The following is a 25943-nucleotide window of genomic DNA, read 5'->3' on the forward strand; positions in this document are numbered from 1 at the left end:
AATCCATGCGTATCGCGATTGGCGGGCTTCACACCGAATGCTCGACCTATAACCCGCTCCTGCAGGAGCGGTCGGATTTCCGGCGGCTGGAGGGCGAGGCTCTGATCGCCAAGGCGAATTTCGATTTCGCCGCCGCCGGAATTCAGACCTTGCCGCTGTTTCACGAAGCTTCCGTCCCCGGCGGACCGGTGCGGAGCGAGGTCTTCGAGGCGCAATGCGCCGAACTGCTCGACAGGTTGCGTGCGGCTGCTCCGCTGGACGGGGTACTGCTGCTGATGCATGGCGCGATGTTCGTGCCCGGGATCGACGACCCGGAGGGCGATTTCATCACCTCCGTGCGCGAGGTTGTCGGGCCGGATTGCCTGATCGCCGGCAGTTTCGATCTGCATGGCCAGATCACGGCGCGGATCGCCGAGACGCTCGACATCTTCGCCGCCTTCCGCACAGCCCCCCATGTCGATGTGGCCGAGACCAATGCCCGCGCTGCTGCCATGCTGGCACGCGCGCTGAAGGGCGCGGCACGGCCCTGCGTGGTGCGGGTTCCGGTGCCTGTTCTGGTCTCCGGCGAGATGTCCTCGACCTTCGTGTCCCCCTGCGACCGGCTTTACGCGGCGCTGCCGGAGGTGGATGCGCGGCCCGGGATCTGGGACGCCAACCTGATGATCGGCTATGTCTGGGCCGACAGCCCGCGCGCCACCGCCGCAGCTGTCGTCACCTGCGAGGACGCGCAGGCGGGGCAGGCTGCTGCCCTGGAAATCGCGAAGGGTTATTTCGACTCCCGCACGGACCTTCTCTTCGACATGGAAGCCCTGCCGTTGGTGGATGCCGTCGCGGCGCTCGACGGGCCGGCCGTGCTGGCCGATAGCGGCGACAACCCCACGGGCGGTGGCGTTGGCGATCGCGCGGACGTGCTGCAAGCCGTGCTTGCGGCGGACCGTCCGGCGCTTTTTGCCGGGATCGCCGCGCCGCGCGCCTATGAGGCGCTGCAACGCGGTGCGACAGAGATCGAGCTGGGCGGCGAACTTGGCGGCGGAGGGCCGCGCCTGACGCTCTCCATCGAGAGCTGCCGTTTCGCCGAAGGCTGCGCCATCGTGACGACCGGCCCGGCCACGGTGGTCATCAGCCACCGCCGCCGGCCCTTCCACTGGTTCGCTGATTTCGCGGCACTCGGGCTCTCGCTGGACGATCACCCGTTTCTCGTCGTCAAGTCCGGCTACCTCTCCGCCGATATCCGGACTCTGCCGCGCCGCCAGATCATGGCACTGACCGATGGCGCGGTCTCGCAGGATCTGGCACGGCTGGAGAACCTGCACCGCCCGCGTCCGAGCCACCCGTTCCAGGCGCTCTGACCGGGCGATGCGGAGGATTCAGCCGAGGCAATCGGCGTAGCTGTCGCGCAAGGCGTTTTTCTGGACCTTGCCCATCGTGTTGCGCGGCAGGCTGTCGACCAGCAGAAGCTTGCGTGGGTGCTTGAAGCGCGCAAGCTGCGAGGAGAGCGCGGCAAGCAGCGCCTCTGGCTCCGGCGGCGTTCCGTCCCCGGCCACGACCAGGGCCACGACGGCCTCGCCGAGATCGGGATGCGGCACGCCGATGACGGCGCTTTCGGCGACCCCGTCCATCTCGTCCAGCAGGACCTCGATCTCCTTGGGATAGATATTGTAACCGCCGGCGATGATCAGGTCCTTCTGGCGTCCGACGATATGCAAGTACCCCGCAGCGTCGATCAGGCCGAGATCGCCGGTGAGGAAGAACCCATCCTCGCGCAGCTCCTCGGCCGTTTTCTCCGGCATCCGCCAATAGCCCTGAAACACGTTCGGGCCGCGCACCTCGATCATGCCTGTTTCGCCCTGGCCGAGAACGCTGTCGCTGCCGGGCTCGGTGATCCGGATCTCGACCCCGGGGAGCGGCTGTCCCACCGTGCCGGCGATCCGCGCACCCTCATAGGGATTCGAGGCGTTCATGTTGGTTTCGGTCATGCCGTACCGTTCGAGGATACGATGGCCGGTGCGGGCTTCGAAAGCCTCATGCGTGGCCGCCAGCAACGGGGCGCTGCCGGAGACGAAGAGGCGCATCGAGGCGACGAGGTCGCGGGTCAGGCGGGGGTCGTCCAACAGCCGTGTGTAGAAGGTCGGCACGCCCATGAGCGACGTTGAGCCGGGGATGGCGGCGATGATCTCGTCGATATCGAATTTCGGGAAGAAGCGCACGGCGGCACCCGAGAGCAGGCTCACGTTGATCGCAACGAAGAGCCCGTGGGTGTGAAAGATCGGCAGCGCGTGGATCAGCGTGTCAGCGTCGGAGAACTGCCACAGATCGGCAAGCGCGCGGGCGTTGGAGAGCAGGTTGTCATGACTCAACATCGCGCCCTTGGAGCGTCCGGTCGTGCCGGAGGTGTAGAGAATCGCGGCCAGGTCATCGGGGGCGCACGGCGCGATGGTCTGGTGCGGCGCGCTGGCCGCGACGCGCGCGCTGAAGCTGCCGCCGCCGGTGGAATCCAGCGTCAGAACCTGCGCACCGGCGGTTTCGGCAATCGGTGCCAGCTCCGCTTCGGAACGCGGGTCGCAGATCAGCAGCTTCGGCTCGGCATCGCCAAGGAAATAGGCCAGCTCGGTGGGCGTGTAGGCCGTGTTGAGCGGCAGCAGCACCGCGCCGACCCGGATGCACGCCGCGTAGACGGCCAGCGCTTCCGGCGTCTTGGCGGCCTGAAGCGCGACCCGGTCGCCCTTTTGCACTCCGGCGCTAATCAATACGGCCGCCTGTCGGGCAGCAAGCTCAGCGAAGCCTTCATGGGTAAGCGTCCCGCCGTCGGGCAGGAGCAGGAAGGGGGCCGGGCTGGCGCTGCGCGGGCCAAACATGGCGTCATGGAGGTGATTGGTCATTCTCGTTCCACTTGTCAGAGGCGGTCCGGCGGCGCATCGCGCCGGCCAGACATAATTACATTGGAGTCACCGGAAGCCGACCTGCTGGCCCGAAAGCCCGACCGTCAGGGTAAAGCTTCCCTCGTTGATCAGCCAGCGCCTCAGATCGAAGCTGCGGGTGCCGCTCTTGTGCATCGGGTCGGCCTCGGCCAGCGCGCGGGCCTCGTCAAGCGAATCCGCGCGATAGATGATCATGCCTTCGCCAAGCAGGTTCTCGCCGCTTTCGTCGGAGACCGGGCCGGCAAAGGCCAGCTTGCCCGCCGCTTCCAGCTCCGCCTGGTAGGCCAGGTGGGTGGGCAGCATCTCTCGCAATGCCTCCGGCGGCTTCGCCGGCCGGGTCCGCACCACGTATAGCTCCAGCGCCAGGGCTCCGCGCTCACGCGCCTCTTGCTTGTATTCGCTCCATGCCGGCATTGTTTTCTCCTCCATTTCCTGCTCGAACAATAAATTATCGATTTTATTTGACAACCTCGAAAATAATCACCAAAAAAGGCAAGCCAGCAGGGGGAGGAGACATCATGCGGTTCAGAGTCGGTAACAGCAGCGCCGGAAACGGCGTTCATCTCGTGGAGGGCGATGAGGCGATCAATCTCTCGGCCCTGGAAACCGCAATCGGGTCCGACCTGATGGGACTCATCACCGGTCAGGCCGACATCGCGACCCTCGCCGCCCTGACGGCAGGTGCTGCGCGTGTGCCGCTGGCCGATGTCACGCCGGCGCTTCCGGTCGAAAACCCGGGCAAGATTGTGTGTCTCGGCCTGAACTATGTCGACCACATCAAGGAGGGCGGTTACGAGATTCCGGACTATCCGGCGCTCTTCATGCGCTGCCGCAACTCCCTCATGGCCGCTGGCCAACCGATGATTCGGCCGAGCTGTTCGGAGCGTCTCGATTATGAGGTCGAGCTGATGGTCATCATCGGCAAGGGTGGCAAGCACATCTCGGAACAGACCGCGCTTGAGCATGTCTTCGGCTACACGCTCTTCAATGACGGTTCTGTGCGCGACTACCAGCGCAAGACCCACCAATGGACCCCGGGCAAGAATTTTGACGATACCGGCGCCATCGGCCCCGATGTCGTAACGCCGGACGAGCTGCCCGCAGGCGCTGTCGGGCTCAAGATCGAGAGCCGCGTCGGCGACGAGATCCTGCAATCGGCCAATACGTCGGACATGCTGTGGTCGGTCGCGCGGACCATCGCCACGATCTCGGAGTATTCAACCCTGGAGCCGGGCGACATGATCGCCATGGGCACGCCCCCGGGCGTCGGTCATGCCAAGACGCCGCCGCGCTGGCTGCGCCCCGGCGAGACCGTGGATGTGGAGATCGAAGGTATCGGCATCTGTTCCAGCCCGATCGTTGCCGAAGAGGATCTTGTCAGCACGGAGGCCGCGGAGTGAACGCGCTGACCGGAGAGGCGCTGGAGCAGGCGCGTGCCGAGGCGCAGGAAGCGGTCCGCAAGGTCCGCTCTGCCTGCGAGCGGCTCGACGACCCCGCCATCGACCTGATCCTGCGGGACGCGCGGTCGCATTATGCCTGGCAGGATCGTCCTGTCCCGCGCGCGCTGCTGGAAGAGATCTACGAGATCACGGCCAACGGCCCGACCAGCATGAATTGCTGTCCCGCCCGGTTCATCTTTGTCGAGACCGCCGAGGCGAAGGCAAAGCTCGCCAAGTCGCTCAAGGCCAAGAATATCGACAAGATGATGTCGGCCCCGGTGACGGTCATCATCGCGCATGACCTGGATTTCTGGACCGAACTGCCCTTCCTCTTCCCGCATGAGGACCGGCGGCCGCATTTCCAGGGCAAGCCGGAGCATTCCGAGATCACCGCCTTCCGCAACGGGACGTTGCAGGCGGCCTATTTCATGATCGCGGCACGGGCTGTCGGCCTCGATACCGGCGCCATGTCGGGCTTCTCGAACGAGATCGTCGATGAGGAGTTCTTTGCAGGCTCCACATTGCGTTCAAATTTCCTGCTCAATCTTGGCTATGCCGACGAGGGCGCGTTGTTCCAGAGACTTCCGCGCTTCCCGTTCGACACGGCCTGCAAATTCGTCTGAGGCACCCATGCCCATCAAGCAGAAGACCGTAATCACAGTTAAGATGTCCGGGCATGGCAGCAGCCATTCGCTCGTGGATGTCTCCGTGCGCGACCTGAGCTCGAAGATCGACGAGCCTGTCGAGCGCGGCGGGACCAATCTTGGTTTCTCGCCGACCGAGACCGCCTATGCCGCGCTGATCGGCTGCACCAACACGATCGGGAATAAATGCGCCGACAAGCTCGGCGTCGACATCGGGACCCTCGATTTCGAGATGGAGATCGATTTCGACCGACGTGGCGTTCTGTTGATCGAAGAGGTGGACGTGCCTTTCAAGGCCATCCGCCTGCGCGTAACGTCGAATGGCACGGCCAGCCCGGAGGAGCTGAACCGTGTTGCAGAAGAGACCGCGAAATATTGTGCGATCTCCAAACTCTACGAAGGAGCCGGGACGAACCTGGACATTACCTGGCGCAAGATCTGACGCCGACAATCTGTATCATCAAGGGAGGACACGATGATCGAGACTTGGACCCGCCGCATGGCAATCGGGCTGCTGGCCGCCACGGCCCTGACCGCACCCGCCTTTGCCGCCGAGAAGATCACGGCCGTCGTCATTGACGGCTATCCGGCCAAGGCGCTCTGGGTGAAGGAATTCTCCGAATTCTTCATCCCCGAGGTCGACAAGCGCCTCGCCGAGACCGGCAATTACGAAATGGACTGGCAGGAGAGCTATGGCGGCGCGATCGTCAAGCCCAAGGGCGTGCTCGAGGGTGTGAAGCTTGGCCTCGGCGATATCGGCATCGTCACCACGATCTTCCACAATTCCAAGCTGCCGAGCCAGGCGCTGTCGGCTGTCACGCCCTTCGTCTCCTCGGACTCGCAGGCCGTGGCCAAGGCGGTGGACGAGATCGCCAAGGAATTCCCGACCATGCAGAAGGAATTCGAAGCGCAGAACCAGGTCTACCTGGCCACGGGCGTGGTGCTCGACACCTACCAGCCCTTCTCCAGCAAGGAGATCACCGGGCTGAAGGATCTCGAAGGGATGAAGGTTGCCGGTGCCGGCATGAACCTGCGTTACCTTGAGGGCATCAAGGACGCGGCCGGTGTGCGCGGCGGCCTGACCGACTTCTACAACATGGTGCAGACCGGGCTGACCGATGCCGCCCTGCTCTGGCCGGAAGCGGCGAAGACCTTCAAGATCGCCGAAGTTGCCCCCTACATGCTCAAGGCCGATCTTGGCGCGGTGAATTCCAAGACCATCACCGTGAACAAGGATTACTGGGACGGCCTGCCCGACGAGGTGAAATCGGTTCTGCAGGAGGTTGCGGTCGAATATCGTGACCATGTTGCGGGGATCGCCATGGATCGCGCCGGCGAGAGCCGCGACGCCTATGTCGCCTCCGGCGGCACGATCGTCGAGATGAGCGCGGAGGACCGCATGGCCTGGGCCGAAGCCATGCCCAACATCGCCCTGGAATGGGCCAAGGGCCTGGACGACGCGGGTGAGCCGGGCACCGAGATGCTCAATGCCTATATGGGCAAGCTCAAGGACGCAGGCTTCGAGCCGGTCCGCGATTGGGCCGCAGAACTGTCAAACTGACACAGGACAAGGTCGGAGCCACTCGCATGACAAACGGCACTCTCAAGACCGTTGCAACCGGCCTGTCGAAACTGGCCAGCGGCATCGCCATCACGGCGAATGCCGCTGGCACACTCGTCGTCCTGTTGCTTGTCCTCGTCGTGAATTATGACGTTGTCGCACGGGGCATCTTCAACAAGCCCTTCCTCGGCGCGGTCGAGGTTGTGCAGTTCTCGATGGTCCTCATCGTCTTCCTGCAACTGCCGGACGTGGTGCGCGTCGGGCGGCTGACGCGCTCGGACGGTTTCCTGACCGTTCTCGAAGGGCGTCACCCGAGGGCGGGCAAGACGATCCGGCGGATCATCAACTTCATCTCCGGTATTTTCATGGCGCTGATTGCCATCGCGATCTGGCCGGAATTCACCGAGATGCTGGAAACCCGCGACTATTTCGGCATTCCCGGCGTGTTCACGGCGCCCTGGTGGCCGATCAAGCTGACGATCTTCCTCAGTGCTGCACTCTGCACGCTGATCTTCCTGCTCAAGGTCCTGTTGCCGACCGAGCGCATCGTCACCGTCAAGGGTATCAAGACCACGGAGGAAGGCCAGTGAGCCCCATCGAAATCGGCCTCACCTCTGTCGGGGCCATCGTCATCCTGGTCTATATCGGGGTCTATATTCCCATCGCGCTCGGGGTCGTCTCCTTCGTGTCCATCTGGCTGATGCGAGACAATTTCGACCTGTCGATGAACCTGCTGAAGATCGCCGTCGGCGACTCGGTGATGGAATATACCTTCGCCACCGTGCCGCTTTTCACCTTCATGGGGCTGATCGTCTCGAAGGCCGGGCTGGGGGCGGATATCTACGAGGTGATGAATTCCGGCTTCCGCAAGGTGAAAGGCGGGATCGGCATGGCCACTGTCGGCGCCAACGCCGTCTTCGCTGCCGTCACCGGCTCCTCTATCGCCTCGGCCTCGGTCTTCTCCAAGGTCTCCGTGCCGCAGATGCTCAACTATGACTACAACCCGCGCTTCGCCGTGGGCGTGGTCGCCGGCTCCTCGGTTCTCGGCATGATCATCCCGCCCTCGGCGATGCTGATCATCTATTCCTTCGTCGCCGAGCAATCGGTGGGCGAGATGTTCCAGGCCGGGATCGTGCCCGGGCTGATGCTGGCCGCGGCCTATGTCGGCTGGATCTGGATCATGGGGAAATTCGCCCCCTCCTATATCGGCGGCCGGTCCTTCGAGGACACCGAATGGATGACCTGGGGTGAGATTGCCGAGAAGACCCTGCCGATCACCACACTGATCGTCGTGGTGCTGGGCGGCATCTATACCGGCTGGCTCACGCCCGTGGAGGCCGGCGCGACCGGCTCGCTGCTTGGCCTTGTGATTGCCGTGGTGCGCCGCAAGATGGATCTCAAGGGCTTCTGGCAGGCGTTGCTGGAGACCGGACATATCACCGCCGCGATCCTGTTCCTGATCACCGCCGCCTCGATCTACAGCCGGATGCTCGGCATGGCCGGCGTGCCCAACGCGCTGGGCGATTTCCTCGAGACGGCGCAGTTCAGCTTCTTCTGGATCATGTTCTTCTATGTGGTGCTGATGATTTTCCTTGGCACGCTGCTGGACACGGCCTCGATCATCCTGATCGTCGTGCCGCTCTTCCTGCCGCTGATCGAGCCGATGGGGCTCAGCCTCGTCTGGTTCGGCATCGTCACCGTCGTCGGCGCAGAGATCGGGTTGCTGACACCGCCGCTCGGGATCTCCTGCTTCGTCATCAAGGCGACGCTCAATGACCACCGGATTGCGCTGAAGGATGTCTTCATCGGCGCCTTCCCCTTCGCAGTCGTGATGCTGATCGTGCTGATCCTGCTGATCCGCTTCCCGTCGCTCAGCCTTGCCATCCTGAACTAAAGGGCAAACCCATGCGTAACGTCACCACGGACAACATCACCGAAGTCTTTTGCGGCTATTTCGACGAAGAGACTGATCCGCGCACCCGCGAGGTCCTGACCGCGCTGGCCAAGCATCTCCATGACTTCACCCGCGAGGTGAACCTCACCCATGATGAATGGCGCAAGGGGCTGGAATTCCTTGAATGGGCCGGCAAGATCACCGACCCGGAGCGCAACGAATTCGTGCTGCTGTCCGACGTGATGGGCCTGTCCTCGCTGGTCGACATGATGCATTCGACCCCGGAGGCAACCTCCTCCTCCGTGCTCGGCCCGTTCCACGTCTCCAACCCGCCGGCGCTGGCGATTGGCGGCGACATGAAGCGGGATTTCGAGGGCGAAGTGTTGCTGGTCGAAGGCACGGTGCGCGACACCGCCGGCAACCCGCTGCCCGGCGCCACGATCGATATCTGGCAAACCGCCCCCAACGGCATGTATTCCAGCCAGGACCCGGAGCAGCACATCCACTCCTTCCACGGGCTCATGACCTGTGACGAGAACGGCCGCTACGCCTTCACCACCGTTCGTCCGGTCAGCTACACCGTGCCCGATGACGGTCCGGTCGGCGAGATCCTCCGCGCCGCCGGCCGCCACCCCTGGCGCCCGTCGCACCTGCATTACATCGTCTCGGCCGAGGGACATCGCCAACTCGTCACCGAGGTATTCCCCGATGACGACCCCTATCTCGACCAGGACACCGTCTTCGGCGTGCGGGACGATCTCGTCATGACCTATGTGCCGCAACCGGCGGGCAGCTTCCCAGAAGGTTTCGAGCTGTCTGGTAAGGTCGATGGCGCCTATAGCCGCGTGGATTTCGACCTGGTCCTTGCGCCTGCAGGCTGATCCGGCCACGCTGCATTGCAGCGACGAGGAATGGGAGACCGCTGATGATCCGCAGGATACTGGTTTTGGGATGTGCGCTGAGCGGCGTTATTCTTGCATCATGCGCGGGGGCGGATGGGGATCAGCCCCCCATCGGAGACGCGGTCAACGAGCTGCCGATCTTCGATGCCCATATCCACTACAAGGAACCGGCCTGGGCGCCCTATCCGGTCGAGAGCATCATCGAACTTATGGATCGCAATGGCGTGGCCATGGGACTAGTTTCCTCGACCCCGGACGAGGGCACGATCAAGCTCTGGGAGTTCGCGCCGAACCGGGTCGTGCCGGAGCTGCGCCCGTATCACGGCTCGGCTGGCTCGTCGAACTGGGCCAAGGTCGACGGCATGGAGGAGTATCTCGAAGCCCGGCTGGAGCGTTACCCGCATGAGGGGATCGGCGAGTTCCATATCCACAGGCTCGACATCACCGATGTGAAGTTCTTCCGCGCGGTGGTGGCGATGGCGCGGGAGCGGGACATTTACCTCCACGTCCATTCCGGCACCGAATCGATCCGCTGGCTGAAATCGCTGGACGGAGAGGTAAAGATCATCTGGGCCCATGCAGGGCTTTCCACGCCTGCGCCCGAGGTCCACGCCCTGATGGCCGAGTTCCCGGACCTGCTCGCTGACACCTCGCTGCGGGAATGGGATATCGACGGCGGGGGGCGCGGGCTCGACCCGACCTGGGAGCGCATCATCTTCGATTTCCAGGACCGGCTGATGGTTGGCTCGGACACCTGGGTCAACAGCCAGTGGGACAATTACGACGCGATCATCGCCTCCAACCGGAGCTGGCTGTCGAAGCTGCCGCGCGATGTCGCCGAGAAGATTGCCTACCGCAATGCCGAGCGGGTCTTTGGACGTCAGATCTCTATGGACCAGATCGGAACGCGCTGAGGCAAAGGGGGACTCGCCGCCGAGCAGAGCTCGAGCGGCGGTGGCGCCGCTGACGCGGCGCAGTTTGGCTCAGAGGGACTGGAGGAACGCGATCAGGGCAGCGCGATCCGCTGCGATCAGGCTGCGGAATGTCTCGCGGGCGGGACCTGCCTCGCCGCCATGCCACAGGATCGCCTCGGTGAGCGAGCGGGCCCGTCCGTCATGCAGGAAATAGGTGTGGCCGGAGACGTCCTCCGTGCGACCGATCCCCCAGAGCGGCGGAGTGCGCCATTCGCGCCCCGTGGCGTCCCATTCAAGACGGTTATCTGCGAGCCCGTCGCCCATGTCGTGCAATAGCAGGTCGGAATAGGGCCAGATGAGCTGGAAGCTCTGTTCGGGCTGATCCTTGAGACGGTGGGTGACGAATTTCGGCTGGTGGCAGGACGCGCAACCAGCCTCATGGAAGAGCTGCTTTCCGCGCAGGACCTTCGGTGCGTCGACGGCCTCTCGTGCCGGCAGCGCAAGATTGCGGGCATAGAAACTGACGAGATCCATTCCGACGCTCGGGATCTCAAGCCGCTCGTCATTGCCGGTTTCACCATGCGGGGCGGCGCGACAGGCGGTTTGGGTTTCCGTGCAGTTGCCCCATGGCGCCGGATGGATCGGCGTCGAAATACCGATATCGTTGACGAAGGCGTCGGAGCTTTGCTGCGAGACGGTCGGTTGCCCGGCCTTCCAGCCGAAGCGGCCCAGCATCCATTGCGCGTGTTCCAGCGACCAGACGCGGTTCGGTCGGCCCGAGATCCCGTCGCCATTTTCATCATTCGGATCGGCCAAAGCCAGGATATCCGCTTCCGGGATCGCTTCCAGCAGGCCGAGACCGATCATCGGCGGGGCAATGCGCGGACTGAGCTCGACCGCGTCATGGAGCGGGCCATAGCCCGGCCGTGTCACCGAATAGATGGGCTTTCGCAACTCCACCTCTTCGCCATCTGCGAAGGCTATGGCCACCGGTTCATAATCGATCCGCATCCGCCCCTCAGCGGCGAGCCCGGCAATGGACTTGTCCTGAAGCTGGGTGCCATAGACCGGCTCCGGTGCGTTGGCGAGATAGTTCAGGATCTCGGCAGGCAGGTCGGAAGCGTCGTCAGGGATCGAGAGCCGCAGCACCATGGAGATGCCGAAATCTTCCGGTCCTTCGGGCGGGTGGCCGCGCCCGTCGCGGATATGGCAGGATTTGCAGCCGCGCCCGTTGAACAGCGGCCCGAGCCCGTCGCTGGCGGTGGTGACTGTCGGCGCCTCGACCCAGAGCTTCTTGAAGAAGCCATTGCCGAGGCGGAAATCCATCTCCCGCTCCGGCGCCATATTGCCGGAAGGTTGCGAGAAAAGCGTACGGCTCTTGCCGTCAAAATGCGTGGCCGCGCCGGCGGGACGCGCCTCGAAGGGCTCGGAGGCTTCGAAATCACCCGGCGGCGCCGTGACGGCGGCAACGCGGGCGGTCTCTTCGGGGCTGCGGGGAAGGGAGGTCAGATGTGGTTCGCCCCAGCCTTTGGCCGGGGCGGTGTCGGCAGCCAATGCAGGGATTTCCGCCAGGGCCGCGGCGAGTGAGGCCGCGGCACGCAGGGATATGTTACTCGGCTTCATCCATTGTCGATGCGTTGAGGAGCGCATAACGCTCGGCGCCGATCCTGTCATGCAGGTCGAGCTGGGTTTCGAGGAAGTCGATATGGCCTTCTTCATCGCCGAGCAGCTTCTGGAACAGCTCCATCGAGATGTAGTCGCCGGCCTTCTGGCAATACTCGCGGGCTTCCTTATAGAGCGCGCGGGCCTCTTCTTCGGCGGCAAGATCTGCTTCCAGCGTTTCCTTCGGGGTCTCGCCGATGCGCAGCGAGTCGAGCTTCTGCAGGTTCGGGTGTCCGCCCAGAAGCAGGATCCGGCCCATCAGCTCATCCGCGTGGTTCATCTCCTCGATGCTCTCCTCGCGGGATTTCGCGGCCATCTTGCCGAGGCCCCAGTCTTCCTGGAGCTTGTAATGCAGCCAGTACTGGCTGATCGCGGTCAGCTCGCTGCGCAGCGCCTTGTTGAGATACTCAATGACCGTCGCGTCGCCCTTCATGTCAGGCTTCCTTTCTTGCTGTGCCGCGCAGGTTGCGCAGCGTGGCGGGTACTTCGAGACTAGGGTTGGCACGCATGGCGGACAAGAAGAGCGCCATGCATCCACCGCAATCCGCCCTCTTGCCGAGCGCGCGATAGATCTTGCCGGGGGTGATGATCGCGGCGGTATCGGCGGCGCGCATCCAGTCGATGGCGGCGTTGATATCCCGGTCGGAGATGTTCTGGCAGGAGCAGACGATCATCAGGACACTCTCTCTCGTGGTGCAGGGGCAACCCGGAAGCTGCCCCCGGTGCGGGCGGTTATTGGAAGACGGCGTTCGGGCTGTCGAGGCTGTCGGAGCCTTCGACTTCCACACCGTCCAGCCCGACCGCGGCCACGGCGCGCTCGATATTGCGGGTCTGGGCGATCAGCGCGTCGATGGCGGCTTGCACGATGGCGTTGCCCTCATCGTTGCCCGCGCCGATGAGTTGATCATAGGCGGTGCCGGCTTCGGCCTGCGCGACGATGGCGCCCAGCTTGACCATGGTGTCTTCGATATCGGCCTTCAGCGCATCCGCCAGCGTGGCATCCTTCGTGGCGACAACATCATAGAGCGAGGGGCCCTCGACCTTGCTGCCGTCGATGCGGGTATAGCTGCCCATATAGACGTTCTGGATGCCCTGGCCGTCATAGAAATGACTGGCATGGGTGTTGTCGGAGAAGCAGTCATGCTCTTCCTCGGGGTCGTGCAGCAGCAGGCCGAGCTTCATCCGCTCGCCGGCCTGTTCGCCATACGACAGCGATCCCATGCCGGTGAAGGCCATCACGAGGCCCTGCATGTCGTCGGCGGTGACCTCTTCGCGACCCTGCCCCCCATCAGACCAAAGCGCCACGGCATCTTCGAGCTCGGAGATCAGCAGGTCGGCGGCGGCCAGCAGGTATTCGGCGCGGCGTTCGCAACTGCCACCGGTGCAATTGGCGGCGTCGAAATCCGTTACCGGGCGGGCGCCGGCGCCGGGACCGGTGCCGTTCAGGTCCTGACCCCAAAGCAGGAACTCGATGGCATGATAGCCGCTGGTGACATTGGCCTCGATGCCGTCGATCTCATGCATCTCCTGCAGCAGCTTCGGCGTGATCGTTGTGGCGTCCAGCTTGGTGCCGGAGATTTCCAGCATCGGGTTGGCGATGACATTCGCGCCGGAGAAGGGGTTTTCCTCGTTGAGCCCGGCATCGCCGGCGACATAGTCGATCAGCCCTTCATCCAGCGGCCAGGCGTTCACCTTGCCCTCCCAGTCATCGACGACCGGGTTGCCGAAGCGGAAAGCTTCTGTCTGCTGATAGGGAACGCGAGCGGCGATCCAGGCGGACTTGGCAGCGTCGAGATTGGCGTCGGTCGGGTCGGCCACGAGCGTGTCCAGAGCGACTTTGAGTGCCTTGGCCGTCTCGAGGCTGTCCTCATAGCCGGCCAGCGCGATGTCAGAATAGGTGGAAAGAACCTCGGCGGGGGCGGCAGCATTGGCAATGACCGCCGTGCCGGAGAGAAGTGCCGCAAGGGGAAGGATATGTGTGTTCATGACGGTGTCCCTGTTCGTTCTGTTTTCCGATTCCCTATACCAGACTAATTTTGTAAGAAAAGCTTTTCTGACAAAATTTATATGGTATTGCATCGCACCAGTTCAGTTCCCGGAAAAACCCTCCTAGAAGGGCCGGACGACCGTTGCGCTTTCAGACCCGGAGAGATCCAGATGCGCCCATTCCTGCCCAATCCGGCCGGCCCTGCCGGAGCCATGCTACCGCTGCTCCTGCTCGCCGGAGCGGTCTCGGCCGAGCCGCTCTACCCAACGCCAGAAGCGCTCGGCGAAGCGCTCTTCTTTGACGCCGAGCTTTCGGCCAACCGGACCCAGGCCTGCGCGACCTGCCATGACCCGTCTGCGGGCTATGTCGATCACCGTGGCGAGGGCGTCGCGGCGGCGGTTTCGCTGGGCGATGACGGGGTCTCGCTAGGGGATCGCAACGCCCCAAGCGCGGCTTATGCGATGTTCTCGCCCGAGTTCGGCTTCGTCGAGAAGACCAATCGCTGGACCGGCGGACAGTTTCATGACGGGCGCGAAACCGACCTCGCGGGTCAGGCCGGTGGCCCGCCGCTGAACCCGATCGAGATGGGTATGCCGGACAAGGCCCGCGTCGTGGCGCGGCTGCGGGAGAATACGGACTACGTCGCCGCAATGCAGGCGCTTTTCGGCGCGGCGATCTTTGACGATGCCGAGGGCGCTTATGGCGCCATGGCCGAGAGCATCGCCGCCTATGAGCAAACGGAGGAATTCGCGCCCTTCTCCTCGAAATACGACCGTTTCCTGCGTGGCGCGGCGACGTTCACAGACGAGGAGGAGCTTGGCCGGGTGCTGTTCTTCTCCGAGCAGTTCACCAATTGCGCGCTCTGCCATCAGCTGCGCCGCAGCGCCATTGACCCGGCCGAGACCTTCTCCAATTACGAGTTTCACAATATCGGCGTTCCGGAGAACGTCGCCCTGCGCGAGATCAACGGCGTGGATGCGGATTTCGTCGATACCGGGCTGCTGATGAACCCGGCGGTCGATGATCCCGCCGCCGCGGGCCTGTTCAAGGTGCCGACGCTGCGCAACGTGGCCGTGACCGGCCCTTACATGCATAACGGCGTGTTCGAGGACCTGCGCACGGTGGTGCTCTTCTATGACAAATACAATTCCCGCGCCGAGAAGCGTCAGTTCAACCCCGAGACTGACCAGCCATGGCGCGTCCCGGAGGTCGATGGAACCCTCTCGCTCAATGAGTTGGAACATGGCCCGGCGCTGGATGATCAGCGCATCGACGCCATCGTCGCCTTTCTCGAAACGCTGACCGATGCCCGCTACGAGCATCTTCTGGACGCGGAGTGAGGCAAACCGCGCCGCACGCTTCGTTTCCCCCTGTCGCATTGGCTGAGAGGTCCCCGATCTTGTCCGAAACCATTTCATTCTTCTGTCGCCCCGGTCGAAGCCGGACCGGCACCGCCAAAGGCGCGCTGCTGATGGGGCTGTCGCTGACAGCCTGTTTGGCCACGCCACTGATGGCGCAATCTCAGCTTCCGGCGAGGACGGCCGCGATCTTGCAGGACGGGTTGATCGTCACCGCCGACGCTTTCATCCTGCCGAGTTATGAGCGTTGGGCCGAGGCAACGGACGGGTTGGCCCTGTCTCTGGAGCGCTATTGCGAGGGCAACGACGGGATCGGCGCCGCTGAAACCGCCTTCCGCGAGAGCTTCCTTGCCTGGCAGCAAGCCAGCCTGATCCAGACCGGACCGGCCATGGATCTCGAAGCGCCGCTGCGGGTCCAGCTTTGGCCGGATGCCAAGGGGTTCTCGCGCCGCGCCGTCCGGGCCGCCCTCGCCTCGGAGGATCCCGCGCTGTTGACCACAGCGGGGCTCGACGCGCAATCCATCGCTTTGCCGAACCTGACCGCGCTTGAGGTCCTGATTTTCGACGATCTGGCGCCGGGCAGCTTTGCCTGCGATCTGGCCACCTCCATCGGTCGCTACCAGTCCGGGCTTGCCGGATCGATTGCCGCGGATTGGGCCGAGGGCAGTGCTTTCCGCGCGGAATTCGACACTGCGATGACGGGCAATACCCGTTACCGCGCAGTCGATGACCTGGCTCGGGAATTGTTGTCGGGGATGGTTGTTCATACTGACCGGTTGCAGAGGTTCAAGATCCGGCGTGGGCTGGGGGCGGAGCCCGGTGACGCACGGTCCGAACGCACGGAGGCGATGCGCAGCGGGCTGGGGCTTGCCAGCATTGAGGCCGGTTTCCGCGCGCTCGCCGCGATCTACGAGGTTCCTTGCGGTTTCTTTGATGTCACGCCTGAAATCGGCGGGCCGGTGGATTATCGCGTCCTGGCTCGGACCGCCGACAACGTTGCCAACTCCATTTCCGCCGAGACGAGCAGCCTGACCGAGATCGCGCAGGAGGACGGCGCGGCGGCGGTGGAGCTGCGCGGCTATGGTGACCTCATCTCCTACCAGCAGGACTATCTCAAGATCGGGTTGCCGCAATCCATCGGTTTCACTTCGGGGTTCACATCGGCTGATGGTGACTGAAACAAGACGAAACATGCTGAAATGGCTTGCTGCGGGACTGGGCGTCTCTGCTTGCAGGACAGCATTTGGGCAGCCGGTCGAACACGCGGCCTATATCGGCATCGAGACCGCCTCCGGGACCAATCTCAGCCGTGCCGGCATCTTTTCCGCCAGCGGCGCCCGGCTCGGAAAGGTGCCGCTGGATTTCCGCGCCCATGGCATGGCAGAGCATGGCCGCCGTCTCGTCGTCTTCCCGCGACGCCCAGGCGACCAGTTCGCCGTTGTCGATCTCGAAACGCTGGAGATTGTCAGCGTGACGCGCGCGCCCGAGGGACGGCATTTCTACGGGCATGGCGCCTTCACCCTGGATGGTATGCATCTGCTGGTGCCGGAAAACGACATGGAGACCCTGCAAGGCGCGATCGCGATCTACAGCATGGAAGGACCGATCCGGCGGCTGGACCGGATCGATCTGCCCGGGGCCGGTCCGCACGAGATCCTGCGGCATCCGTCGCGGAACCTCTTCCATGTTGCGCTTGGCGGGCTTGAGACGCACCCGGAATATGGCCGCACCGCATTGAACCTGCACGATTTCCGAAGTCAGGTCGTGACGTTGAACCTCGAAAACGGCGCGATTGACCAGATGGGCTACTGGGCCGGCACCGAGGGGATCTCCTTGCGCCATATGGGGCTGGACGATCAGGAGCGTCTTTACATCGGCGGGCAGATCGCCAGCAAGGCGCGGGCACTGGGCGAGGAGGTCATCTGGGTTGTCGAGACTGGAAGGGTTGAGCGGGTTGATGTCGGCAACCGGATGCGTGGCTACGTGTCCTCGGTTGCCACGCAAGGGCCGCGGGCGATGCTCACCTCCAGAACGGGCGGCACGGCGCTGGTGCTTGACGGAGACAGGCTGCTGTCGAGTGAGTCGATAGACGGAGCGAGCGCCGTGGCCCTGGCGCCCGGTCTCGAGGCGACGTCAGGGTTCACCCTGTTGCGGATCAATGACACGCAGGTCACGGCGGACCAGGGCCACGAATTCGACAATCATGGCCACGCGCTGCTAACCCCCCGGGGCGTGTGATCGATCCGCGCCCGGCGTCACTGTCTGGCGGGCGGGATCAATGCAGCATTGCCAGCCAGAACCAGCTCGTGATCAGGGAGAGCGCCGTGCCGATCAGCACGGAGGAGGCGGCGACCCGTTTGGCGACGCCATAGATATTGGCGAAGATATAGGCGTTCACCCCCGGGGCCATTGCGGCCATGACCATGGCGGATTGGAATCCGTCCGTCGGCAACGCCACCGAGCGGCCGATAACCCATGTGATCGCGGGGTGCAGGACCAGAGAGACGAGGACGATCCAGGCGATCGTGCGCAGGTCGCCCTCGGGGCGGTAATTGCACAGCACGCCGCCGAGGCCGAACAGGGCCGCCGGGAGGGCTGCGCGGGCCATGAGATCGAGCGCTTCAGTGAGAAACTCCGGCAGCGGAAGGCCGGTGAGATTGACCGCAAGGCCGGCGAGGATGCCGATGATCAGGTTGTTGGAGAACATGCCCCGCAGGACCTTGATCGGCAACTCCGAGAGGCGGGCCCCGATCTTTCGCGCGCGGGCGATCTCCATAAGCGTGATGCCGATCCCGTAGCAATAGATCGAGTTCACGGAGATGATGGCGAAATTGGAGACCGTTGCGTCCGGTCCGAACGCCTGTTGCGTCACCGGAACCCCGAGCAGCAGGCCATTGGCAAAGAAACCGCAAAAGCCGATGGCGATCGTGTCTTCCCAAGGGCGATGGAAGATCAGTCGTGCCCCGGCCGCCGCCACGAGGAAGGCGACGGTCGCGCCGCCGTAATAGCTCAGGAAGAGGTCGATGGAGAGGGTCGAGAGGTCCAGCTGCGACATCGCCCGGAAGAGCAGTGTGGGCAGGGCGAAGCTCTGGGCGAAGAGCATCAGCCCGTCGACGGCGCTGTCAGGAAAGAGCCGCCTGCGCACCGTGACATAGCCAAAGCCCACCACGAGGAAGACTGGCAGGATGGCGGTGAACAAGCTCAGCATGACGTCAGACCCGATAACTTATGGTCATCCCGTCGAAAGCGGGCGTGACGTGGTCGGGCGTGGCGGCGGCGACCTCTTCGTAGTCCATGTCGATATGGAGATTGGTGACCACGGCGCGGCGCGGGGCGGCGCGGGCGATCCAGTCCAGTGTGAGGTCGAGATGGGCATGGCTGGGATGGGGCGTGTAGCGCAGCGCGTCGATGATCCAGCAATCGAGGCCCGCAAGCTTGGGCCAGATCGTCTCTGGAATCTCGTTGACGTCGGGCATGTAGACAAGGTCTTCGACGCGGAAACCGAGGGCGCGGATATTGCCGTGCTGCACTTCCAGCGGGTCGAGGGTGATCGGTCCGGCAGCGCCGTCTATGGTGACCGGGCCGTCGATCGTGTGCAGGTCGAGGATGGGCGGGTAATCCGAGCCTTCGGGCTGCACGAAGGCATAGCCGAAGCGACCGATCAGCCCTCTCTGCGTCGCCGGATCGGCCCAGACCGGCAGGCGCGCGCGGCGGACGAAGACGACCATCCGCAGGTCGTCGATGCCATGAGTGTGGTCGGCGTGATCATGGGTGTAGACCACCGCATCCACCTCACCAACATTGGCGGTCAACAACTGGTTGCGCAGGTCGGGGGAGGTGTCGATCAGCACGCGGGTTGCCCTGTCGCCGTCGAGCCGCTCGATCAGCAGCGAACAGCGTTGGCGCGCGTTCTTCGGGTTCTCCGGATCGCAGGCGCCCCAGAGCCCCCCGACGCGCGGCACCCCGCCAGAGGAGCCGCAGCCGAGGATCGTGAAGCGCAGCTCGGCCATCAGGCGGCGACCTTCCAGGCGGCGGCCTTGGCGAAGAGGCGGTCGAAATTGGCGGAGGTGGCGGCGGCGAACGCCTCGTAAGGAAGCTCGAAGACCTCGGCGCCCTTGCGCGCAGTGTGCGCGGAGTAGGCCGGCTCGTTGCGCTTGCCGCGATGGGGCGGCGGCGCGAGATAGGGCGAGTCGGTCTCCACAAGGATCCGGTCGAGGGGCGCGGCGGCGAAAATGTCGCGCAGCTCCTGCGAGCGCGGGAAGGCGGCGATACCGGACATGGAGAGGTAGAAGCCCAGATCGAGCGCGGCTTCGGCCAGCGCGGAGGAAGAGCTGAAGCAATGCATGACGCAGGCATAGGCGCCGGCCGCGTGTTCCTCCGACAGGATGCGGGCCATGTCGTCATCAGCGTCGCGGGCGTGGATGATCAACGGCAGACCGGTTTGCCGCGCGGCCTCGATATGGATCCGCAGGCTGTCTTGCTGCACCTGTTGGCTCTCGGCGGTGTAGTGATAGTCGAGCCCGGTCTCGCCGATGCCGACGAATTTCGGGTGTCTGGCCAGCGCAACAAGCTCTTCTACTGTCGCGAGCGGCTCTTCGGCAGCGCTCATCGGATGGGTGCCGGCGGCGTAGAAGACGGGGGCATGGGCCTCGGCAAGCGCGCGGACCTGCGGCTCAAGGCGCAGCCTTGTGCAGATCGTGACCATGCGGGTCACCCCGGCCTCGGCGGCGCGTGCGACGATCTCGGCGTGCTGGCCATCGAAATCCGGGAAATCCAGGTGACAATGGCTGTCGACGATTTGGGGTTGGGACATGTGCTGCTCGGCTCAGGCTGGCGCGGGCAGAACCTCACCGGCGCCCGCATTGATCTTGAGCACCGTATCAAGCAGCAACGCGACGGGGTCAAGGTTGACCGCCAGCCCGTGGCGCGCGCGTTCGCCAATCGCCTGTTGAAGCGTCGCCCAATGGCGCGCTGCGGCGATGTCCGGGCAAAGCCGGGACAGAAGTGCTGCCTCGCCGGGAGCTGCCTGCGGTTCGGGCGGGCCGAGCGCGCCGGTGCGGGCAAGGCGGGTCAGGAAAAGGTCGATCATTTCCAGCGCCTGGTCCGCAGTGGCGTCGCCGGACCGGCTTGCGGCCCTTTCGGCGAATGCCAGGGCCAGTTCGCGGTCGATGTCCGGCGCCCTCTCGAACAAGCGGATAAGGGCCGTGTAGAAGCCCAACCCGGAGCCGTTCAGCAGCGTGAAGGCGGCGCCGACGGAGCCATCGGCCAGGGCCGTCAGTGCGTCGGGTTGCTCCGGAATCTCCGCCCCGGCGGCTTCGAGCGCGCGGGTCATCTCTTCGGGGGGGAGCGGTCGGCAGCGCAGGGTGCGACAGCGGGACCGGATGGTCGGCAGCAGGCGGGACGGCTGATGGCTGATGAGAAAGAGGGTCGTGCGGGCAGGGGGCTCTTCAAGCAGTTTCAGCACCGCGTTGGCGGCGGAGGGGTTCATCTCGTCAGCCGAGTCGATGATCACCGCGCGATGCCCGCCATCGGTGGCAGACATGGTGAAGAACCCCTTGAGCTTGCGCGCCTCGTCCACGGTGATCTCGCGCTTGAGCCGCTTGGCCTTCTCGTCCCAGGGGCGGCGGAGCAGGAAGAGGCCCGGCTCGGACAGCGCCCGCATGCGGCGGGAGACCGGGTGTTCGGGGTCGATATCGAGCGTCTCGGGTGGCGGCGGAGCGCCGAAAAGCCCGTCATCTCCCGCGGGGGGCGTGGCCAGCAGGAAGCGGGCGAGGCGCCAGGCCAGCGTCGCCTTGCCGACGCCGCGCGGGCCGGTGATCAGCCAGGCATGGTGCAGGCGGTCCGAGGTATAGGCGTCGAGAAAAGCCTTTTCCGCCGCGGCCTGTCCGATCAGTGCGGCGGCATCGCGCGGATGCGGGGCGCCTTCGAGTCGATCGGCCTGGGGAATGTCGTCGGGGTCGGTCATCCGGCCGGCGCGGAGATTTCCGCCGGCGCGGGCAGGCGGTCAAGGGCGGCGGCCAGCACATCGGTGGCGACAGCGTCCATGGGCCGCGCGCCGTCGATCACGATGAAGCGCTCCGGATGGGCGGCTGCCAGCGTGAGGAAGCCGTCGCGCATCTGCCGTTGCAGCCCCTCGCCGAAATCCTCAAACCGCTCTTCGGTGCCCTGTCGTCCCTTGGCGCGAGCGAGCCCGGTGCCCGGATCCATGTCGATCAGGAAGGTCACGTCCGGTTCCACGCCGATCATCATCGCATGCAGCCCGTCGACCTGTGCCTGGAGGTTGCCCCGGCTCAGGCCCTGATACATCCGCGTGCTGTCGGCGAAACGGTCGGAGATCACGATCCGTCCGGCGTCGAGCGCTGGCAGGATCCGCTTTTCGAGATGGTCCCGGCGGGCGGCAGTGAAGAGCAGGATCTCGGTCTCGGGCGACCAGCGGTCCGGGTCGCCTTCCAGAACCAGCGCACGGATCTGCTCCGCGCCCTCCGATCCGCCAGGTTCGCGGGTGAGGACGACCTCATGCCCCGCCTCGCGCAGCGCTTCGGCCAGACGGCGGGCCTGGGTCGACTTGCCGGAGCCGTCGATACCCTCGAATGTGATGAAGATCCCGCGGGGACTGGACATCAGAGCCCTTCGGCCGAGCCGGTCAACTGCTCGAACAGCACCGAGGCGGCGGTGCGTATGCGTGGCAGGAAGCCGCCCTTGGCGACGGCGATCTCGGCGGTCAACGGCAATTCCTGGCTTTCCAGATCGGGCAGATCCACGATCAGCGTGCCGATCTGCTGGCCTTCCGCGATCGGCGCGCGCAGCGGGGTTTCATAGGTGATCTCGGCCTCGATCTCGCCACGCACCACGGCAGGGACGAGAAGTTCTAGGTCTTCCGGCACGATCATGCCCACCTGCCGCTCCGAGCCCATCCAGACAGGCACGGAAGCCAGCCGTGTACCCTTCTCGGCCACAGTCTTCTGCACGAATTGCCGAAATGCCCAATTGACCACGCGTTCCGCTTCCTCGGCCCGCGCGATGTCGTTCTCGAGCCCGGTGATGACAAAAACGATGCGGCGGTTGCCCTGTACAGCGGAGCCGACAAGCCCGTAGCCGGCCTCCGAAGTATGCCCTGTCTTCAGCCCGTCCGCGCCGATGCCGAGATTGAGCAGCGGGTTGCGGTTACGGTGATTTGAGGGGACGCGACCATCGAACTCGAAGGTCGGCATGGCGAAATAGCCGTAATACTCAGGAAACTCGGAGATCAGCCGGCTCGCCAGCAGGCCGAGATCCTCCATCGACATGCGATGGTTCGGATGTGGCCAGCCCGAGGCATTGGCAAAGGTCGAGTTGCGCAGCCCGATGGCCCGCGCACGTTCGTTCATCAGCCGGGCAAAGGCCTCCTCCGTTCCGGCCAGCCCCTCGGCGACCACAACGCAGGCATCGTTGCCCGACTGCACGATGATCCCCTTGACCAGGTCCTCGACATTGGGCCGGTCCTTGGGCGTCAGGAACATCGATGAGCCGCCCATGGCGGAGGCCTTGTCGGAGACGGAGAACTGGGTCTCCAGCGAGACGCGCCCGTCACGCAATGCCTCGAAAAGCATGTTCAGCGTCATCAGCTTGGACATGGAGGCTGGCGGCAACGGTTTCTGTGCGTCTTTCGACAGCAGCACGGTGCCCGTCGTCTGGTCCAGGATCCAGGCTGCGGTGGCGCGCGTTTCGAAGGCGGCCTGCGCTGTGGTAGCGACAAGGCAGGCGGCCAGAATCAGAAGGGCGTATATCTTTCGCATCATGGCCGCATCTCTAGAGCGTTTCGGTCAGGCGTTGAAGTGTGATGTGTCGCACAGTGTGGCGCCCGGGGCGAGCGGGCGCCGCAACTCGGCACATTCCTGCGTAATGCGGCGGTCAGCCGCCCACCGGATAGGCATCCTCGAAGCCCATACCCTTCACTTTCTTGACCAGCGAGGCACGGTCCACCTTGGTGTTCACAGGGCCGGCCACCACCCGCCAGAAGGTCTTGCCGGAGCTTTTCTGCTCGTAAACCTGCGGCACGACCCCGTTCTGCCGAAGCGAGGTGGCAGTATTGTTGGCGTTGTCCTCGACGGAGAAGATGCCGATCTGGACATAGGGTTTGTCCAGACGGGAGGTGGTTTGGCGCGCCTCGGGGGCGGCGGCAGGCTCGTCTGCAATGACGCGCGGGGCGGGATCCAGCGACTGCGCCGTGATCGCACCGGCGGCGAGCGCCGCGGTGTCGGCTGTCACCGAAGCCGGTGTCACGACGTCCTGGTTCTTGCGCTTGAACGGGTTCCAGCCACGCTTCTTGGCAGGTTCCGGCTCGATAACAAGGACGTCTGTTGTCGCGCTTGCAACCTCTTCGGCTACATCGGTTGCGGTGGTCTTGCCTGCGGCAGCCGCGACTGTCGTCGCGTCCACCATATCGGTTGCGGTGTCTGTGCTTGTCTTTGCTTTACGCTTGAACGGGTTCCAGCCGCGCTTGGGCGTTTCGGCTGCGACAGCGTCGCCCACTGTTTCGGTTGCGGCTTCCGCAACGCCTTCGACCGTGTCGCCGGTTTCGGCACGGTCGATCGCGGCTGCGGCGCTGGCGATCGTTGCATCCTCGGCTACATCGGTCGCGTCAGTCTCGGAAACGGCTTCGTTTGGCGTCTCGGTCGTGGGGGCGGGTTCTTCGCGCCGCAATGCGGTGACATTGAGCGAAGTCGGTGCGCCGGCGAGCATGCCGAGCGCGGTTGCGGCATCCGATGAGACCTGGATCTTGGGCCCCGGATGTTCCCGCTCCCGCTTGAACAGCGCGCCGATGACGAACTTCCCGTTGTCCATATTGCGAATGATCACTCGCTCCGGATCATTCACCTCCGAATAGGCAACCCAGACGCCTCCCAGAGACGGACGCCCGTCCCAGAGGCCCTTGTCATTGGTCTGGAAGACTTCGGGCGCCTCGACATCGCGCTCGACCAGCCGGCTGGCTGCAGGGCGCTCGGAAAAGGCCGTCGCGTCGCCGGCCGCATCGCCCGCGGTTTCGGACCCTTCCATGCATCCTGAGAGAGAAAGCGTCAGTATTGACGCGCTGGTAAAGAGAATCTGCCTGTAGCCGCCCATTTTCGCCCCTTTGTCCGCGTGTTTTTCACGCTTTGGCGGCCGCTCGACTGCTCGTGTATGGCCGCTTTGCTCTTGTTATACATGCTTGGCGTGCTTGGGAAAAGTCCCCAGCGAATCGTTGGCAACAATCGGCTTCCCAAGCGTGTCAAATGGGTTCCAGAATCGAAAGGAAGGGTTTAAGGGATCGTCTCCGGATGGAGGCGTGGCAGAGTGGTCGAATGCACCGGTCTTGAAAACCGGCGTACGTGAAAGCGTACCGTGGGTTCGAATCCCACCGCCTCCGCCATTTTGGTATAAATTTCCCTATATATTCAAGGGGATGGCTTCAAAAATCGAGACTAGGTCCCCCATTTTATCTACCATTTGTTATCGGATTGGCTCGGAACTTTGCCCGCCGAGTTCCTGTTGCTGCTGCTCCGGCTGACAGCTGTCATCGGATTCGGATAGCCACGCTGGAGGAGGACCCATCGGTGAGGTCCATTCGTGGCCGGTGAGTTCGGACAGCCGTCGCAGCTGCCTATTTTGCTGTTCGACAAGGTACTCGCCCAACCAAGTGACTAACGGTTCCCACTCACGAGGTGCGCCGAAGTGCATGCCAACCCTCATTGAACCAGCAAAGTGAAATCTCCCGTCTTGGAATGTGATATCTCCCATCGAAGCAACTGAATGGTGACTGTCGTGATGGGCATAGCGCTTGTTCCTAAGCTCCATGATGTCGTCATGGTGAGACCTGAGTTCCATCGGGATTTTGCTTCTGGAAATTCGCGTTGTGCCGTCGGAAGAAGCAAAAAGGCGTCCATATGAAATCACCAAAGCAGTTGTCATCGCTTCGATTTCGAAAAGCAGCTCCATTGTGATGTCGTCAGCGCTCCATGGGCCCATGCTTTTTAGACGATAATACATGAAGGAGACTTGAGTGGCGGCGAACCCAGTTCGAATCGCCTTGCCCAAGCGCTCAATGTCCTGACTCCGTTCTTCCAGCACGTTGTTGAACCATTCTTCCGTATAGTCAGGCAAATCAAAAGCCTCCCGTGAGCACGTAGTCTGCGCCGCCCTTTGGGCTGCAACCTACACAAAAGACAAAAGCAAAGAAAACGCTCAGCGCTCGGCCGGGCGTCGCTGACAGTGGGTGAAGCGTCTCAGCGGCGTTTCCTTGCGAGTGAGTTCCATGTCTGCCGTGAATGCCCAAGGAATCCGCCAACGAATACTGGACAACCTCCTTTCGGCCCGCATCATGGACAACGCATTGCGGGGCTACTGATGCGAATACATGGTTGCCGACCATCCAACTGCGTCCGAAGGCCCGACACGATGACGCGAGGTGCACGCGGGCGCCTTGCCATCGCGCCAACTCCGATTGAGTGCTTGGCCCAATCGATTGATGCAGCCGCGAGCCGGTAGCGCTGCTGTCCAGAGCGGCACCTGCCAATTCACATTCAGGGTGCCAAACAGCCGCGTTGGTGATTGGTAACCACACGTGAAGCGCATCTTTCATTCTCGGAGGCGAGATACATGCTTTCGGGCCGTGCGCTGTAAATGAAGCGCATCACCATTTCCCAATT

Annotated in this window: 26 protein-coding genes and 1 tRNA gene; 13 read left to right on the forward strand and 14 right to left on the reverse strand. The window is 63.8% G+C overall.

What is annotated here, in order from left to right:
• Positions 1–5: 5 nt before the first annotated feature.
• Entirely contained in the window at positions 6–1349 is a 1344-nt protein-coding gene (locus R3X27_RS02025; protein WP_317707140.1) for a M81 family metallopeptidase, read from the forward strand.
• Positions 1350–1367: 18 nt separating this feature from the next.
• On the opposite strand, the gene R3X27_RS02030 is transcribed toward R3X27_RS02025, so the two are convergent.
• Together R3X27_RS02030 and R3X27_RS02035 are read right to left on the reverse strand one after the other, a co-directional pair.
• Positions 1368–2879: a malonyl-CoA synthase gene (locus R3X27_RS02030; protein WP_317707141.1), complete on the reverse strand. Its 1512-nt coding sequence runs from the start codon at positions 2877–2879 to the stop codon at positions 1368–1370.
• Positions 2880–2945: 66 nt separating this feature from the next.
• The gene (locus R3X27_RS02035) at positions 2946–3332 is read right to left on the reverse strand and encodes a YciI family protein (protein WP_317707142.1); all 387 of its coding nucleotides are present in this window, start codon (positions 3330–3332) and stop codon (positions 2946–2948) included.
• Between the two features lie 104 nt (positions 3333–3436).
• Between R3X27_RS02035 and R3X27_RS02040 the strand changes: the two genes are divergently transcribed.
• The 8 genes from R3X27_RS02040 to R3X27_RS02075 are packed head-to-tail and all read left to right on the forward strand — an operon-like array spanning position 3437 to position 10272.
• On the forward strand, positions 3437–4318 hold the full coding sequence (locus R3X27_RS02040; protein WP_317707143.1) for a fumarylacetoacetate hydrolase family protein: 882 nt from the start codon (positions 3437–3439) through the stop codon (positions 4316–4318).
• Entirely contained in the window at positions 4315–4980 is a 666-nt protein-coding gene (locus R3X27_RS02045) for a malonic semialdehyde reductase (RefSeq protein ID WP_317707144.1), read from the forward strand. The genes R3X27_RS02040 and R3X27_RS02045 overlap by 4 nt, the downstream gene beginning before the upstream one ends.
• Before the next feature lie 7 nt (positions 4981–4987).
• A complete protein-coding gene (locus R3X27_RS02050; protein ID WP_317707145.1) occupies positions 4988–5443 on the forward strand; it encodes an OsmC family protein in 456 nt (151 codons plus the stop codon).
• Positions 5444–5476: 33 nt separating this feature from the next.
• Positions 5477–6562: a C4-dicarboxylate TRAP transporter substrate-binding protein gene (locus R3X27_RS02055; protein WP_317707146.1), complete on the forward strand. Its 1086-nt coding sequence runs from the start codon at positions 5477–5479 to the stop codon at positions 6560–6562.
• A gap of 26 nt (positions 6563–6588) precedes the next feature.
• Complete coding sequence (locus R3X27_RS02060) at positions 6589–7152, forward strand: TRAP transporter small permease (RefSeq protein ID WP_317707147.1); 564 nt, start codon at positions 6589–6591, stop codon at positions 7150–7152.
• Positions 7149–8456 carry a TRAP transporter large permease gene (locus tag R3X27_RS02065; protein WP_317707148.1) on the forward strand — a complete coding sequence of 436 codons (1308 nt, stop codon included), beginning with the start codon at positions 7149–7151 and terminating at the stop codon, positions 8454–8456. Before R3X27_RS02060 ends, R3X27_RS02065 begins: the two co-directional genes overlap by 4 nt.
• 11 nt (positions 8457–8467) lie before the next feature.
• Positions 8468–9337, forward strand: coding sequence for a dioxygenase (locus R3X27_RS02070; RefSeq protein ID WP_317707149.1), 870 nt, complete (start codon positions 8468–8470; stop codon positions 9335–9337).
• A 44-nt stretch (positions 9338–9381) separates the two neighbouring features.
• Positions 9382–10272 carry an amidohydrolase family protein gene (locus R3X27_RS02075; protein WP_317707150.1) on the forward strand — a complete coding sequence of 297 codons (891 nt, stop codon included), beginning with the start codon at positions 9382–9384 and terminating at the stop codon, positions 10270–10272.
• 69 nt (positions 10273–10341) lie between these two features.
• Here the strand turns inward: R3X27_RS02075 and R3X27_RS02080 are convergent, their stop codons facing one another.
• From R3X27_RS02080 to R3X27_RS02095, 4 genes are read right to left on the reverse strand one after another with little or no spacing between them, the layout of a single operon-like run.
• On the reverse strand, positions 10342–11895 hold the full coding sequence (locus tag R3X27_RS02080; RefSeq protein WP_317707151.1) for a di-heme oxidoredictase family protein: 1554 nt from the start codon (positions 11893–11895) through the stop codon (positions 10342–10344).
• Positions 11882–12367 carry a bacterioferritin gene (gene bfr, locus R3X27_RS02085; protein WP_317707152.1) on the reverse strand — a complete coding sequence of 162 codons (486 nt, stop codon included), beginning with the start codon at positions 12365–12367 and terminating at the stop codon, positions 11882–11884. The genes R3X27_RS02080 and bfr overlap by 14 nt, the downstream gene beginning before the upstream one ends.
• Position 12368: 1 nt before the next feature.
• Positions 12369–12608, reverse strand: a complete 240-nt coding sequence (locus R3X27_RS02090) for a bacterioferritin-associated ferredoxin (protein WP_317707153.1) — start codon at positions 12606–12608, stop codon at positions 12369–12371.
• Positions 12609–12666: 58 nt separating this feature from the next.
• Complete coding sequence (locus R3X27_RS02095; RefSeq protein WP_317707154.1) at positions 12667–13920, reverse strand: imelysin family protein; 1254 nt, start codon at positions 13918–13920, stop codon at positions 12667–12669.
• Between the two features lie 171 nt (positions 13921–14091).
• On the opposite strand from R3X27_RS02095, the gene R3X27_RS02100 reads away from it, so the two are divergent.
• From R3X27_RS02100 to R3X27_RS02110, 3 genes are read left to right on the forward strand one after another with little or no spacing between them, the layout of a single operon-like run.
• Positions 14092–15261 carry a cytochrome-c peroxidase gene (locus R3X27_RS02100; protein WP_411572446.1) on the forward strand — a complete coding sequence of 390 codons (1170 nt, stop codon included), beginning with the start codon at positions 14092–14094 and terminating at the stop codon, positions 15259–15261.
• A 59-nt stretch (positions 15262–15320) separates the two neighbouring features.
• Entirely contained in the window at positions 15321–16457 is a 1137-nt protein-coding gene (locus R3X27_RS02105) for an imelysin family protein (protein WP_317707155.1), read from the forward strand.
• Positions 16458–16470: 13 nt separating this feature from the next.
• The gene (locus R3X27_RS02110) at positions 16471–17517 is read left to right on the forward strand and encodes a DUF1513 domain-containing protein (protein WP_317707156.1); all 1047 of its coding nucleotides are present in this window, start codon (positions 16471–16473) and stop codon (positions 17515–17517) included.
• A 37-nt stretch (positions 17518–17554) separates the two neighbouring features.
• Here the strand turns inward: R3X27_RS02110 and R3X27_RS02115 are convergent, their stop codons facing one another.
• From R3X27_RS02115 to R3X27_RS25625, 7 genes are all read right to left on the reverse strand, one after another.
• Positions 17555–18487, reverse strand: a complete 933-nt coding sequence (locus tag R3X27_RS02115; RefSeq protein ID WP_317707157.1) for an AEC family transporter — start codon at positions 18485–18487, stop codon at positions 17555–17557.
• A 4-nt stretch (positions 18488–18491) separates the two neighbouring features.
• Entirely contained in the window at positions 18492–19289 is a 798-nt protein-coding gene (locus tag R3X27_RS02120; RefSeq protein ID WP_317707158.1) for an MBL fold metallo-hydrolase, read from the reverse strand.
• Positions 19289–20092 carry a TatD family hydrolase gene (locus R3X27_RS02125; RefSeq protein WP_317707159.1) on the reverse strand — a complete coding sequence of 268 codons (804 nt, stop codon included), beginning with the start codon at positions 20090–20092 and terminating at the stop codon, positions 19289–19291. The genes R3X27_RS02120 and R3X27_RS02125 overlap by 1 nt, the downstream gene beginning before the upstream one ends.
• A 12-nt stretch (positions 20093–20104) precedes the next feature.
• Positions 20105–21244, reverse strand: coding sequence for a DNA polymerase III subunit delta' (locus R3X27_RS02130; protein WP_317707160.1), 1140 nt, complete (start codon positions 21242–21244; stop codon positions 20105–20107).
• On the reverse strand, positions 21241–21900 hold the full coding sequence (tmk, locus tag R3X27_RS02135; RefSeq protein WP_317707161.1) for a dTMP kinase: 660 nt from the start codon (positions 21898–21900) through the stop codon (positions 21241–21243). Before tmk ends, R3X27_RS02130 begins: the two co-directional genes overlap by 4 nt.
• Entirely contained in the window at positions 21900–23057 is a 1158-nt protein-coding gene (locus tag R3X27_RS02140) for a D-alanyl-D-alanine carboxypeptidase family protein (protein WP_411572447.1), read from the reverse strand. The genes tmk and R3X27_RS02140 overlap by 1 nt, the downstream gene beginning before the upstream one ends.
• A 112-nt stretch (positions 23058–23169) precedes the next feature.
• Positions 23170–24315: an SPOR domain-containing protein gene (locus R3X27_RS25625; protein WP_411572448.1), complete on the reverse strand. Its 1146-nt coding sequence runs from the start codon at positions 24313–24315 to the stop codon at positions 23170–23172.
• Between the two features lie 262 nt (positions 24316–24577).
• On the opposite strand from R3X27_RS25625, the gene R3X27_RS02155 reads away from it, so the two are divergent.
• A tRNA-Ser gene (locus tag R3X27_RS02155) sits at positions 24578–24667 on the forward strand.
• An 80-nt stretch (positions 24668–24747) separates the two neighbouring features.
• On the opposite strand, the gene R3X27_RS02160 is transcribed toward R3X27_RS02155, so the two are convergent.
• Complete coding sequence (locus tag R3X27_RS02160) at positions 24748–25398, reverse strand: hypothetical protein (RefSeq protein WP_317707162.1); 651 nt, start codon at positions 25396–25398, stop codon at positions 24748–24750.
• Between the last annotated feature and the right edge of the window lie 545 nt (positions 25399–25943).

Source organism: Tropicimonas sp. TH_r6, assembly GCF_033101155.1.
In the GTDB taxonomy this organism is placed as follows: domain Bacteria; phylum Pseudomonadota; class Alphaproteobacteria; order Rhodobacterales; family Rhodobacteraceae; genus Tropicimonas.